Source organism: Chryseolinea sp. H1M3-3 (assembly GCF_029360725.1).
Classification (GTDB): Bacteria; Bacteroidota; Bacteroidia; order Cytophagales; family Cyclobacteriaceae; genus Chryseolinea.
Genome location: NZ_JARKMY010000009.1, coordinates 318263 through 333305, shown reverse-complemented (window position 1 = coordinate 333305; position 15043 = coordinate 318263). Strand labels below are relative to the sequence as shown.

Here is a 15043-nt window from a genome sequence, read left to right as displayed (position 1 = left end):
TTAAATAGCGTGGCATGAAATTTAAACACGCTATGTGTACCATCAACTACTGAACTATGGCAAAGAAAGCATCTTCAACATCCACACCATCAATTTCTGAAGGCTTCAGTTTGCTAACAGAGTTTGATATTTATTTATTCAAATCGGGCAAGCATTATAAGCTCTATGAAAAACTTGGTGCCCACGTAATCAATACCAATGAGTATGCGGGTACATATTTTGCGGTATGGGCGCCAAATGCCAAAGAAATTTCTATCCTGGGTAATTTCAATCACTGGCAAGACAAGCAACATCGGTTAAATCCCCGATGGGATGGCTCTGGAATTTGGGAAGGTTTCTTCTCCGACATAAACCATGGAGAAGTATATAAATATGCCATTCATTCGAACACGGGTGAATACATGGTTAAATCAGATCCTTTTGCTTCCTATTGCGAAACACCTCCTAAAACCGCTTCCATTGTGTGGGATTCAAAGTATGATTGGAAAGACGACGCATGGCTTGAAGAAAGGAAAAAAGTCAGTGGGAAGCCCAAACCATATTCTGTTTACGAAGTGCATTATGGCTCATGGAAACGAAAACTGGAAGATGGAAATCGTTCACTGACATATCCGGAAATGGCCAACGAGTTGGTGCAATATGTTAGCGATATGGGTTTTACGCATGTAGAATTTCTTCCGTTAATGGAGCATCCGTTCTACGGCTCATGGGGATATCAGCTCACGGGATATTTCGCGCCTACCAGCAGATATGGAAGCCCGGAAGACTTTAAATATTTAATAGATTGTTTTCATCGAGCCGGAATTGGTGTACTGTTAGATTGGGTGCCCTCGCATTTTCCAGGCGATGAGCACGGCCTTTTCAAATTCGATGGGACATACTTATATGAACATGAGGATTCCCGTAAAGGATTTCATCCTGATTGGAAGAGCTATATTTTTAATTATGGGCGTAATGAGGTAAGATCATTTCTTATTAGCAATGCTTTATTCTGGTTAGAAAAATATCACATCGACGGTTTGCGTGTAGACGCCGTTGCATCTATGCTTTACCTGGATTATTCCCGCAACGCTGGCGAATGGATTCCAAATGAATATGGTGGCAACGAAAACATCGAGGCGATCACCTTCCTGAAAGAAATGAATGAGGTAGTGTATAAACAATTTCCCGATGCAATTACGATCGCAGAAGAATCGACATCCTGGAGTGGTGTCTCCCGGCCGACGTACCTCGGTGGACTCGGGTTTGGACAAAAATGGATGATGGGTTGGATGCACGATACGCTGAAATATTTTAAGCTGGATCCGGTATTCAGGAAGTATCACCAAAATGCAATCACCTTCAGCATTATGTACGCCTTTACCGAAAACTTCATGCTCCCGTTATCTCACGATGAAGTCGTGCATGGCAAAGGATCACTGCTGGGACGAATGCCTGGCGATGAGTGGCGCAAGTTTGCCAATCTGAGGCTTATGTTCGGCTATATGTTCATGCATCCGGGATCCAAACTTTTGTTTATGGGAGGTGAATTCGGCCAATCCTCCGAATGGAATCACGATGGAAGCCTGGAATGGCATTTACTTCAATATAACTATCATTCCGGGGTTCAAAAATTGGTAAGGGATCTAAACACCTTCTATAAGTCGCACCCCGCGTTATATAAGCACCAGTTCGAACACCGGGGTTTTGAATGGATTGACTATGCCGATCATGAAAATAGTGTCATCGCCTTCCAACGTCAAGGAGAAACAAAAGATGATCTGCTCATTGTCGTGTGCAATTTTACCCCTGAAACCCGCCAACACTATCGCATAGGTGTTCCGTACCGGGGCACCTGGATGGAAGTATTTAATTCAGATGACCAAAAGTACGGTGGCAGCGGACTCGTGAATATGGCGTCGGTCATGACGTCTCCCGTAAAATATCATGGCAGGGATTTCTCCATTTCATTAACTTTACCGCCGTTAGGAATATCCGTATTTAAACTCGAGAAAGAGATCAATGAATTTGACTTAAATGAATTAAGCACATAGAAGTGATTATCAGTTATCCATTAACCGTATCCGTAGGCGTAGCTGATAATGAAATGTAAAATTCTTATTGGTCACAGTTAAAAGGTATGGAGCGATAAGCAACATTGAATATAACTGAGGCCTTTAGGAACTGCGGATTGCGGACCACGAACAACGGCAAAAGCTACTTTGGAAAAATATATTTGTATTCATGGGCATTTTTATCAGCCCCCACGTGAAAATGCCTGGCTTGAAGTGATAGAAGTCCAGGATTCAGCACATCCCTATCACGATTGGAACGAACGAATTTCCGCTGAATGCTACGCGCCCAATACGGCCTCCCGCATTTTGAATGAGAAGTCCGTCATAAAAAACATCATCAGCAATTACACAAAAATCAGTTTTAATTTCGGGCCAACACTTCTTTCATGGATGGAAGGGCACGACCCGGAAACCTATCAGGCTATCCTTCAGGCAGACGTTGAAAGTGTAAAAAATTTTAACGGCCACGGTTCGGCTATGGCACAGGTATACAATCACATGATTATGCCTTTGGCCAACGCCCGTGATAAGGAGACGCAGATCATCTGGGGCATTGCTGACTTTGAAAGCAGGTTTAAGCGAAAGCCAGAGGGCATGTGGCTTTCCGAAACAGCAGTCGACGTGGAGTCACTTGAATTGTTGGCGAAGCATGGAATTAAATTTACAGTTTTAGCACCACGCCAGGCAAAGGCATTCCGTTTAAAAGGTAGCGCTGCATGGACACCAGTAAATACTGAAACGTTAGAAACCAGAAGGCCATATCTCTATAATTTGAAATCAGGAAAAACCATCGCATTATTTTTTTACGATGGTGATATTTCTCAGGGGGTGGCATTCGATGGGTTATTAAATGACGGAAAGAAGTTTGCCCATCGCTTGTTGGATGGATTTGACAATCAATCCGTGGAGCCTCAGTTAGTTCATATTGCAACAGACGGCGAGACCTACGGCCATCATCATAAACACGGTGATATGGCATTGGCATATGCCCTCGACTACATAGAACGCCATAATCACTCACATCTTACCAACTATGCGGAATTTCTCTCCAAGTTTCCGCCGACATATGAAGTGGAAATTCATGAGAGCAGTTCATGGAGTTGTGTACACGGCGTCGAGCGTTGGAGAGACAACTGCGGCTGTAATTCAGGGAAACCTAACTGGCATCAATTGTGGCGAAAACCACTAAGGGAGACGTTGGATTGGTTGAGAGATGAACTGATATCAATTTATGTAAAGGAAACGTCAAATTTCCTTAAAGATCCATGGCGCGCAAGGGAAGAATATATTCATGTGATCTTGAATAGAAGTGAAGAAAACATCACTAAGTTTCTGAAAGAACATTGTTTCATTGAAGTAGAACATAACCGGGTTTTGCGAATGATGGAGGTTCAGCGAAATGCGATGTTAATGTATACCAGCTGCGGTTGGTTCTTTGATGACTTATCCGGAATAGAGACAACGCAAATCATGCAATATGCGTGTCGCGCCATGCAGCTTGTAAGTCAGGTGAGTGAAATTCGACTGGAAGAGGAATTCTTAAAACGCATAGAATTGGCGCCTAGTAATGTGCCTTCTCTCGGCAATGGAAAGGAGGTTTATCGGAAATATGTGATTCCATCGAAAACTAACTTGCAACGTGTGGGTATGCACTACGCTGTGGCGTCAATCTTTGAGGAAGATCCTGAATCATTTCCAGTCTTTAACTACACGACACAAAACGAAATTTTCATTCGCAAGGAAGCCGGTGAGCAGAAGTTGGTAATTGGAATTACGCGCGTTAAGTCGAATGTTACACGGTCGGAGCAAAAATTTACCTTTGCGGTAATTTATATGGGCCAGCACAATATCATTGGAAACATTTCCATTGATATGGCCCTGGAGAAATTTAATGTAATGCAATCTTTGATTGTAAAGGCATTTGACGAAGCCCGCCTGGGTGATATCATTGGATTAATGCAAATGTACTTTGGTCCTGATAAGTATACAATCTGGCAATTATTCCAGGATGAGAAACGAAAGGTATTTGATTTAATTACCTACCAGAGTATGCGTGACCTTGAAAATTCGCTGCGCAGAATTTACAACCGTGATTACCCGTTGGTGATGGCGCTGGCTAATAATGATGCCCCCATTCCTAATGCTTATAAAACCACGTTTGAATATATTCTCAATGCTGATTTAACACGGTCGTTTCTGTTGGAAAGGCTCAATATCCGGCAAATAGAACGCATAGCAAATGAGCTTGTCAAATGGCGTTTGAATATTGAGGATGCGGACCGGCTCGAGCGTTTAGTAGGGGAGACTATTATCCGGGAATTAAAACGCTTCACCCAGGAAGGGGACAACTATCTGAGAATTGAACGTTTGAACAGACTGTTCCCTTTGTTGTCTAAATTGAATTTGTCTCCCAATCTTTACAAAAGTCAGAATTTATATTTTGAGATATCAAAGGCAAACCCGACGTATGAAGGGCATTCTGCCGAATGGATTAGAGAATTTACGTTACTGGGCGAAAACCTAAGGGTAAAGATTGAATTGTCGCCAATAGGCGATTAATTTTATTTATTCACGCATGATCAGTAAGTCAAAACAATTTCGCATTGGCTTCATTGCATTGGTAATTGTGGCCATTCACATTTTTTTGTCTGTGATTGTTTTTTTTGCCCCCGAACAGATTCTTCCTCACAATAGGGTTGTAAATCTTTATCGCCAGCTTGTTTTGTTAGGCCCCTTCTTTACAGAGTCCAGAATTAAGTATTCTCACCGCCTTGCCATACAATATAAACATGATAACGTCTGGTCTCAGCCCAGGGAATTTGGAAAGGAGCGTTTTGCCGCATACATTGATCAGCCCTGGAAAGTACAACATCTCGCCTATATCGGCTATGAAAAAATGTTAGCAGCAGAAATCGCGCAGGTTACTGAAAAGCATACCATGGAACTGGTTCTGAAGAGTTCATCTTTTCGGGAAATGAATTCTTTTCTCACCAATGAGCTGATAAAATTTCCTGTAGATTCCATTCGGATTTTGTATGGGCTAGACCATTACCATCTGCAACAAAAATCATTTTCGTTCGACACCCTTTTTATGTTTACTTATAATCCTAATACGGTTGGAAAAATTAAGGAATAGGATCATTGAGTTAAGTTTTTCTTTTGTCCGGAATTTTAACAATCCGAGAGCGACAGGCATTTTTTTTAGATCGCTTGTTCTTCTCACCATGATCAAAGTAGTCATGCTTTGGTCATTTAGCCAGCAGGTTATGGACCATCATGATATTACGCTTCCGAAATCATGGTTTGGTAAAATTATGCTCGCACCAGCTTTTTTAGCAGACCATAATATCAGCGTTTTTAATACGGCTGTTGTCGCACTAATGATTTTCATTTTCTTTTTCAAAAGGCATTATATCACAACATCCATTTTCTTCTGGCTTGCGCTGAATTTATATGTTGTTTATCTGCCATTTGCTAACGGTGCGGATATGCTACTGCTCATTCTTGCCTTTTGGTGTATTCCGATGGCAAAACACCCTAAGTTCAAATCCAATACCGGCTCAGTAATTCAGAAAGCAGCTTACAATAGCGGCTTGTTTTTGTGTCAGCTCCAGGTTGTAATCATTTATTTTGTTTCTGGCTGGGATAAATTGGTTACCAGATCCTGGCAGTCTGGTCAGGCCTTTGACTATGTTGTTCATTTCAATTCAATGTTCAACCCTGCATTCAATGGAATGTTTGAAAATCCAACGATACAATTTATACTGTCATGGATGACCATCATTTTTGAGTTGGCGTTTGTGATCTTGGTATGGTGGGAACAAACAAGGATTCCGATCCTGATAATAGGATTGTTCTTTCACCTGTTTATATGGATCGTGGTCAGCCTCCCGGATTTTGCCAGCACGATGATGGTGTCTTATATTCTTTTCTTGAAAGATGCTGACTTGAAATATTTGAAATCTTTTTTCAGCCGTCAACAGACCAGCTTACAGCAGTAGCATTTAAGCAATCGCTTCTTGCGGGTGCTTGTTATCAAGGTAATTCCAAACCAAACTGCTAGCACCTAAAATTGGCGCCGCCTGATTTTGAAGTCCGGATGGTAGTACTTTAATTTTACCTCTGAACAATGGCATCAGGTTGGCTTCCATATGTTTGATGGTAGGTTTGAAAATCAGGTCACCTGCCAATGAAAGTCCGCCGAACAAAAAGATTGCTTCCGGGTCTGTATGGACAATAGTCTCCGCCAATTTCATCCCAAGGATTCGGCCGGTATATTCAAAAGCCGCCAATGCAACGATGTCACCACGAACTGCTGATTCGGTGATCATCTTTGTGGTCAGATTGTCAAAACTGATACCTCTAAGTTCACTTGGTTCTAAATGGTCTGCCAAAAGCTTGTAAACGGTTCTCTTAATTCCGGTTGCAGAAACGTATGTTTCAAGACAGCCACGTTTGCCGCAGTTGCAAAAACGGCCAGCGGGATTTACGGACGTATGACCAACTTCACCTGCAATTCCATGTTTGCCATTGAGTAGTTGACCATTCGTAACAAACCCACTGCCAAGCCCTGTACCCAAGGTAATGACAACAAAATCTTTCATGCCTTTTGCTGCACCATAAACCATCTCGCCTACGGCCGCCGCGTTGGCATCATTGGTAATAATAGCAGGAAGATCAAATTCTTGTTTGATCATATCTGCCAATGGAATAATTCCTTTCCACTTTAAGTTCGTTGCCCGTTCAATGGTACCTTTATAATAGTTACCATTGGCAGCACCAACACCAACGCCCATTAGTTTATGCTCACCCGGAACAGTTTTTATTGCTTCTCTTAACGCGGCAGAAAGCCCGTTAAAGTAATCCTGAAATTCTTCATACTGCGCGGTAGAAATACTCCCTTGATAGACCACATTTCCGTCGCGATCCACAATTCCATATTTTGTATTGGTTCCTCCAATATCAATCCCGATAGTTAATTCTCTCATATTACTTTCTTTCATTGGTGGTTTAGATGGATAGGATCTTTGCGATTCTTAGCGATTCACTGTCGATAACGTGATGTCTGTTCATGATATCATTAAAGGCATTGTATACCATTTTTTTATCATTGACACCTACCATTACGTCGGTTTTCCCTGCCAGCAGACCTTCGACGGCAGCTACTCCCATACGCGATGCCAATACCCGATCGAAATACGTCGGAGAGCCACCCCGTTGTAAGTGGCCCAATACGGTAACTTTAATGTCAAAATAGTTGGAACGGGAAGCGACCTGCTTTGCCAGCGTATGTGCATCACCAATTTTCGAACCTTCGGCAACGACAATCAGGTTTGAGCTTTTACTGGTTTTTCCTCCTTCACCAAGCACTGCATAGAGCTGCTCGAAGGTGAGATCCTCTTCCGGAATTACAATCGCTGCTGCGCCTCCTGCAATGCCACTGTTGATGGCAATGTAACCGGAGTTTCTTCCCATTACTTCAATAAAAAACAATCGGTTGTGCGAAAGCGCTGTATCTCGGATCCTGTCTATGGCTTCCACGGCTATGTTCGTGGCCGTGTCATAACCGATGGTATAATCTGTTCCGGCTAAATCGTTGTCTATCGTGCCGGGAATACAGACTGAGGGCAATTGAAACTGCTCATAAAGCTTGTGTAATCCCGTAAAGGTTCCGTCCCCGCCAATAGCAATCAATGCATTGATTCCTTCGTCCTTTAAGTTTTTAAATGCCTTAGCACGACCTTCCTCAGTGCGGAATTCTTCACTGCGGGCTGTCTTCAAAATGGTACCGCCACGTTGAAGTATATTCCCTACGGAACGGGCACCAAGTTTCACGATATCACCCTCAATCATCCCCTCATAACCACGCATGATTCCAAAGCACTCTTTCTTGTAGTAAGCGCAAGCGCGCACCACGGCACGGATAGCTGCATTCATTCCTGGGGCGTCACCTCCGGAAGTAAAGACCCCAATTCTCGAAATTTTATTGTCCATTAATATCTAAAATCCATCAAAAATAATGGACGTAGCGTACTTTGCAACACACTAATTAATCAATTGAATTTCAAACGTTTGAAATAATTGATTAGGCCATTAGTGGATGAATCGTGCGAGGTGATGTTTTCAGGAGATTTCAATTCTGGCAGAATTTTCTTCGCTAGCACCTTTCCCAATTCAACGCCCCACTGATCAAAACTGAAGATGTTCCAGATCACACCTTGTACAAAAATTTTATGTTCATACAAAGCAATCAGGCTACCCAATGTTCTTGGCGTGAGTAGTTTAAACATGACGCTGTTACTGGGCTTGTTGCCATCAAAAACACGAAACGGGGCATGCCACTTCACCGCCTCCTTATCCATTCCCAAGGCAAACAATTCCTGCTCAACTTCATCTTGCGTTTTTCCTTGCATCAGGGCTTCAGTCTGGGCAAAGAAATTGGAGAGTAGTTTATCGTGGTGATCGCCAACAGCGTTTTGACTCAGCACCGGCGCTATGAAATCACACGGTATCAGTTTGGTTCCCTGGTGAATCAGTTGATAGAACGCATGTTGCCCATTAGTGCCGGGTTCGCCCCAAATAATGGGTCCTGTCTGATACATCACTGGATTACCTTCACGATCTACAGACTTTCCGTTGCTCTCCATATTTCCTTGTTGGAAGTATGCAGCAAACCGGTGCAGCGATTGGTCGTAGGGCAGGATGGCTTCGGATGCAGCGCCAAAGAAGTTATTATACCAAATTCCAATGAGCGCCAGAATAACTGGTATATTTTTCTCAAAAGGTTCTTCCTTGAAATGCGTGTCCATCGCATGCGCACCTTCCAAAAGTTTCTCAAAATTTTCAAAGCCGATGGTACAGACAATTGACAATCCGATGGATGACCATAATGAATAACGTCCGCCTACCCAGTCCCAAAAGACAAACATGTTTTGGGCATCAATTCCAAACTTCGTTACCTCCGCCTGGTTTGTTGATACCGCCACAAAGTGTTTTGCAACCTCGCCTTTACCATTTGTTTTTTCAAGAAACCATGCCCGCGCAGATGCTGCATTGGTCATGGTTTCCTGGGTGGTAAAAGTTTTGGATGCGATAATGAATAATGTTGTCTCAGGGTCTAAGTGTTTGAGCGTTTCAACAATATGCGTAGCATCCACGTTCGATACGAAGTGAGGCGTTATGGATTGCCAATAAGGCTTCAGTGCTTCCGTTACCATATAAGGGCCCAAGTCAGAACCACCGATACCGATGTTTACAATATCGGTAATGGCCTTTCCCGTAAACCCCTTCCACGTGCCGCGAATTAAATTATCAGAAAAGGTCTTCATCTGGCTGAGAACCTTGTTCACCTCAGGCATGATATCCTCTCCGTTAACGAGAATGGGATGGTTAGATCTGTTGCGTAAGGCGGTATGGAGAACGGATCTGTTTTCAGTCTGATTAATTCTATCGCCTCGGAACATTGCCCTGATGCCATCTTTCAGTTCAACTTCATTGGCTAGAGCGACCAAGTCTTTTAAAGTTTCATCAACAATTAAGTTCTTAGAATAGTCAACCAATATATCTTCGAAAGTCAAATGCATTCTGGAGAAGCGCTCATGATCTTCCAAGAATAGCTCCCGCATTGATGTTGCCTGCATGGTGAGGAACTGAACTTCGAGCCGTTTCCAGGCGGAGGTTTCTGTTGGGTTGTGGGTTGGTAGCACGCTGTTAGGTTTTTTAAAAATGCGAAGATAGGTTTTAGAAAAGAAAGTTGTAAAAACCGGTTGTGATTACCACAAAATTATGATGACATGTGTCTTCGGATGGTTTTATTTTTTGATGTATGTTTTTATCAAATAAAGGTGATTCATTCAACGGTTTGCTGGGAACTAATTATACCAAACCTTTAGCAAATTGATTACTTTCGCTACGATAACCGTATAAAAACGTATTGTTTTATCCTCCAATACAATGCTCAAACTTAAGATTCTAATTACCATACTGTTGTGTGTATACCTTGGTAATGTAGGCTTGGCCCAAAAACTCTTTTTTTCGGAGAACGATGTAATTAAAACCATCAATTTTAATGGAACTGGCTTACAGGCGCTGCCTGGAAGTGGGGGCAGGTACCTTTCGGTTGATGCCGGAGAGGGGTATTTGTTTTATTCCAATACACAAGAAATTTATCGTTCGGCTTTAGACGGTTCGGGTGAAACGCAGATTGGTCAGTTTTACGTCTTTGCGGGATATGCACAAATGGATCTTGTTCCTGATGATCAACAGATCATTTATGTCGGTGTTAACGATGATCAGGATGACCTTTGGCTCGGTAGCTTTTACGACACGCCCAGCGATCCGCAAACGAATATCAAACCTGCGCCGATTCCCGAAGAGGATTTTACCGACGTTTCATTTAATCGAAATACATACAACCTATATTTCTCCGATGTCAATGGAAATATTTATGAGTCCGATTTAGGAGCTACATTCTACCAGCCGCTTGTTTCAAACTTTGCAACGGGACCATTATCTGTGGACTACAAAAACAATGTTTTGTACTACGTGCAGCGGCTCACCACCAATTATGAGATCGTAAGGTTAAATCTTACCACGTTCGCATCAGCGGTGGTATGGAATAATGGTAACAATGAGATCATAAGTCTGGATGTTTATCCAGAACTGAACACAATATTTTTTGCACAATATGATGGTCTCTTCAAAGTAAGTTATACTGGTACGGGTCATACAAACATATATAGTGGTTCAAATCTGGGAGACATGGCGTTGGCCTATGATATCACAAGTCCGGTCTTCACTGCGCTATCACCGGCCAATGGAGCGACTGATGTTTTTGTCAATTCAGATCTTTCGATGACCTTCAGTGAAAATGTCAAGGTTTCAACAACATCTGGGACAGCTAACGAAACCTCTATACGAATCTTTCAAACAACGGGAAATGTGTTGGTGCAAACCATTCCCCGAGCGTCAACGGATATAAGCATCACTAACAATGTTGTGACGATTTCCGGCCTCACTACGCCATTGTATAACACGGATTACTACGTGTTGGTCGGTAACAAAGTCTTTAGCGATGACGTGTCCAATGATTTTATTGGAATTGTATTTACAACCGGCTGGACATTTAAGACACAAATTGATGAGAGTAAATTCTATTCCCGACAAAGTGGTAATTGGGACAGTCCTGCAACATGGTCACACCTAAGTCATACGGGACCAGCCGCTACGCTCACGCCCGGAACTGGCAGCGATGTAGTTATTGGCAACGGACACACCGTTACTTTGACCAGCACCACCGGCGTCGTTGCCAATACCACAGGAACAACCATTGCAAGTGGCGGCATCCTAGATGCGGCATCCTATGAACTCGAAGTGTGGGGAGCTCTTACGATCGATGGGCAGCTAATCAATGGTGGCGTGTTATCCGGTGTGTTCGATCTTTATGCAACGAGTGGCATACCTGTTTTTAATGAAATACACTACGGCATTTCCGAAGTTCCGGGTTCTGAGGCCAATATTCATACACATGTAGTTGCGCTCAATGGGATTCAGTCGGTATCAGGTGGCACGATAAACACCAACGGATTTCAAATCTGTGTACCACCTACGCCATCTCCAACCGTTCCCGTTTTTTCCAACATCACGCAAACAAGCATTACACTTTCGTGGACTGCCGGTGGCGGTCAGGCTTTTGTAGTTGGACGTGCCGGATCAACAGCGTTTAAGCCGCAGTTCGGTCAGGCGTATACTGCAAATGCCGCTTTCGGAACCGGCTCGGCAATAGGTACAGGAAATTTTTTAGTGTATAGCGGCTCGGGTAATACAGTAACTATCACTGGCCTCACAGCTGGTACGTACTATGAATTTGATTTGTATAGTTATAGCACCAGCATTGGCGGTTGTTACAGCGTCCAGAATTATCAATTATCCTCAGCAACGTCTTGTATCGTTCTTCCTGCACCTTCTGGTGCAGTAAATGCACAATATTGTACGGGCGATGCAAAACCAACGCTCAATGTCAATAGCCCTGGTGTGGGAAAGAAAATACGATGGTATGATGCGCCAACGGGTGGTAATATTGCACCAGGAAATTCCAGCGGCGGAGACGGATTAGGAGGTGTATTTCTACCCAATGCACCTTCAGGAACTTTTTATGCTGAAACTTACGACGAAACTTTGCTTTGCTCAAGTGCAACCAGAACAGCAGTAACGCTAACGTTGCACCCACCGCTGCTGGCAGGCACACCTTCAGCCAATCAGAACATATGCAGCGGGGGAGATCCCACGGCTATCGATGGTGGTACTGCTTCGGGTGGTACGGGCGCATATACTTACCATTGGGAGTCGGCCAGCGCATCTGCCGGTCCGTACTCTTCCGTTCCAGGAGCTTTGGGTACGACTTATGATCCTCCGTCAGGCATTACACAGACGACTTATTACCGTAGAGTAACCCGATCGGCAACCTGTCTGCAACCTGGCAATCCGGTTATGATAAATGTGATTACAACCCCTGTAATAACGGCTCAACCAACGCCTCAACAAGCCTGTGATGGGCTTGGTGCGACATTCTCCATCAATGCAACCGGTACATCGTTAAATTACCAATGGCAAGCAGACTTGGGAGCAGGTTATGTCAGTCTTTCTAATGGAGGGGTGTACTCGGGTGCTACAACAAATCAGCTTCAGATCTCCAATTCCTCAGGGCTAAATAATGTGCGTTATCAATGTATCGTAACCACTGCATCAGCTTGTCCCGTGACCTCCGCCGCAGTTCCGATAATTGTGAATACAAGGCCGGTGGCTAACAACCAGGCGCAATCTTTTTGTGAGAATGTTGCTGGGTCCGGTTTGGCTTCAATCGATCTGACTTCTCTAAACCCTGGCATAACGGGGGGCGCAGGCGGTGTTACTGTGGCATGGTTTACAAACAGTGGGCTGACAACTCCGGTTGCGAACGCCACAAATGTTGCTGCCAGTAATAATACAATTTTTTATGCGAGGGTTACAAATACCTCAACGGGATGTGTTAATTCTGCAACGGCTGGGATAACTGTAAATGTCAAACCGAGCGGTTCGGGAATAATATCCGGAGCGCTGGCTTTGTGTAGCAACAGCTCGTCCACGTATACGATAACCGGAATATCCAATGCGTTGCGTTATCAATGGCAAGTTAGTTCCGGGCTTCAGATCGAATCACAAAGCAACACATCCGCTGTTATCAAGGCAGTATCAGGAACGTCAGAGACCATTACCGTTACGGGCGAAAATAGCTGCAGCACCGGCGGTAATGCAAACCTGACAATTCAAGTGCTGCCCACACCTGTAATAAATATCGTTGCCCCTGTCGAACTCGGGATAGACGAGCCTGCAAGCTTTTCGTTTGAGCCCTCAAACACATCGTTCAAATCTGTTCTCTGGGATTTTGGGGATAATGCAACATCCAATGAAGCGTCAACTCAGCATCAATACGCGGCCTCGGGAGATTTTCAAGTAACGTTGACCCTTCAAGATGATTCTAATTGTGAAGCCACCGATGCAGTTACGATTAAAATTTTGCCGCTACCAGAATTAAGTGACTTCAATATTAAGAATGTGATCACCGCCAATGGCGACAGTCAGAATGGTTTCTTATATATTGAAAATATTGAAAAATATCCTTCTAACGAAGTTGTATTGTTGGACCGGTGGGGAGTACAGGTTTTTAGAAAAGATAATTATGTAAATGATTGGGACGCTCGTAACAATGGAGAATTTTTACCTGCTGGGCAATATGTATGCGTCGTAAAAATAAATGACACAGGCAAAGTACTTTCCAGAACGGTATCCATCATTAAACGAAAATAGAGTGAAAATACTTTTACAGTCGCTTATTTTTTACATCCTATTTTTTCAGCTTGCAAAAGCCCAGGATGTTCCTGTTTACAGCCAAAAGCTTACGAACTCATTTTTGTATAACCCTTCCGTTGCAGGTAATACGTTAGGCTCGGCTACTTTATCATACCGGCAACAGTGGGCAGGTGTTGAAGGCTCGCCGCGAACGGTTTTTATGAGCCTGCATACACCTTTTGCGCGCCACCGGTTTGGAACCGGCTTCAATGTGTATCAGGAAAAATCAGGCGTTAACGAAAATATTTTTGCGTCAGGAGCATTTGCTTATCATCTCCGCTTCACAGATCGAAACATGATTTCGATGGGTGTATCGGTAGAATACATTAACACCAAAATAAATTATGGTGCCATTGACGTGATTGATACCGATGACGATCTGCTGAATGGAAATCAACCCAATGCCAATCAGATTGACTTCTCCTTTGGGCTCAGCTATTCATCAAAATATCTAAAGATAGGAGCGTCGGCCAATCGTTTAAGCAGCCTCGTTGGGTTGAGTGATGTGACTTCGCAGTTTTCACAATTTTATTCAGCTTTTGCCAACTTTACATTACCGTTGGCTGGCGAACGAGACGTACTCGAACCCATCGTTTATTTTAGAAAATTCGAAAATGGAACGCAGCAAATAGATGGAGGATTATACTATACCTATAAAGACATTGCTACACTGGGAGGCTCCTATAGGACGGGCGGCGCCATAGGGCTTACGGCGGCGTTGCGTATTAACAAAAGTTTCCTCATCGGTTATAGCAGGGAAGTACTTTCGGGTGATTTTTCGAAGAGCCTCGGTGCATCCAATGAGTTTACCATTCGCTTAGATTTTCGCGACCATAATTATTATACAAAAAAGAAAAACGCTCGTGAAATCAGCACGAAAGCACTTGCATTAAGAAGAAAAACTTTGTCTAAGCCGTCGAAAGGTTCTTCTTTTAGCAGAAGCCAGAAATACAAAAAGACGATCAAACGCAATTACATTAAATCACCGAACTACCGCATGGATGCGAGCAAAAAACTGAATACAAAGAAGGTAACGAAAAAACGAACAAGCTCACGCCATAAGCCAAACAGAAAGCCGAGATAAAAATGGAATTGTTAGTTAA

At 43.4% G+C, this 15043-nt stretch carries 9 protein-coding genes; 6 read left to right on the top strand and 3 right to left on the bottom strand.

Features of this window, described 5'->3' with window-relative positions; genetic code table 11:
* Positions 1-56: 56 nt before the first annotated feature.
* From glgB to P2W71_RS16025, 4 genes are all read left to right on the top strand, one after another.
* Positions 57-2033 carry a 1,4-alpha-glucan branching protein GlgB gene (gene glgB / locus P2W71_RS16040; RefSeq protein WP_276372292.1) on the top strand — a complete coding sequence of 659 codons (1977 nt, stop codon included), beginning with the start codon at positions 57-59 and terminating at the stop codon, positions 2031-2033.
* A 168-nt stretch (positions 2034-2201) separates the two neighbouring features.
* Positions 2202-4613, top strand: coding sequence for a DUF3536 domain-containing protein (locus P2W71_RS16035; RefSeq protein ID WP_276372291.1), 2412 nt, complete (start codon positions 2202-2204; stop codon positions 4611-4613).
* Positions 4614-4629: 16 nt separating this feature from the next.
* The gene (locus tag P2W71_RS16030; protein WP_276372290.1) at positions 4630-5190 is read left to right on the top strand and encodes a hypothetical protein; all 561 of its coding nucleotides are present in this window, start codon (positions 4630-4632) and stop codon (positions 5188-5190) included.
* Positions 5191-5278: 88 nt separating this feature from the next.
* Positions 5279-6055, top strand: a complete 777-nt coding sequence (locus tag P2W71_RS16025; protein ID WP_276372289.1) for an HTTM domain-containing protein — start codon at positions 5279-5281, stop codon at positions 6053-6055.
* Between the two features lie 3 nt (positions 6056-6058).
* Here P2W71_RS16025 and P2W71_RS16020 read toward each other — a convergent pair whose 3' ends face one another.
* From P2W71_RS16020 to pgi, 3 genes are read right to left on the bottom strand one after another with little or no spacing between them, the layout of a single operon-like run.
* The gene (locus P2W71_RS16020) at positions 6059-7057 is read right to left on the bottom strand and encodes an ROK family protein (RefSeq protein WP_276372288.1); all 999 of its coding nucleotides are present in this window, start codon (positions 7055-7057) and stop codon (positions 6059-6061) included.
* Positions 7058-7064: 7 nt separating this feature from the next.
* Positions 7065-8048, bottom strand: a complete 984-nt coding sequence (gene pfkA / locus P2W71_RS16015) for a 6-phosphofructokinase (protein ID WP_276372287.1) — start codon at positions 8046-8048, stop codon at positions 7065-7067.
* 59 nt (positions 8049-8107) lie between these two features.
* Positions 8108-9760, bottom strand: a complete 1653-nt coding sequence (gene pgi / locus P2W71_RS16010) for a glucose-6-phosphate isomerase (RefSeq protein ID WP_276372286.1) — start codon at positions 9758-9760, stop codon at positions 8108-8110.
* A 247-nt stretch (positions 9761-10007) separates the two neighbouring features.
* Between pgi and P2W71_RS16005 the strand changes: the two genes are divergently transcribed.
* Positions 10008-13898, top strand: coding sequence for a gliding motility-associated C-terminal domain-containing protein (locus tag P2W71_RS16005; RefSeq protein WP_276372285.1), 3891 nt, complete (start codon positions 10008-10010; stop codon positions 13896-13898).
* Between the two features lies 1 nt (position 13899).
* Positions 13900-15024, top strand: a complete 1125-nt coding sequence (locus tag P2W71_RS16000) for a PorP/SprF family type IX secretion system membrane protein (protein WP_276372284.1) — start codon at positions 13900-13902, stop codon at positions 15022-15024.
* The last annotated feature ends 19 nt before the right edge of the window (positions 15025-15043 follow it).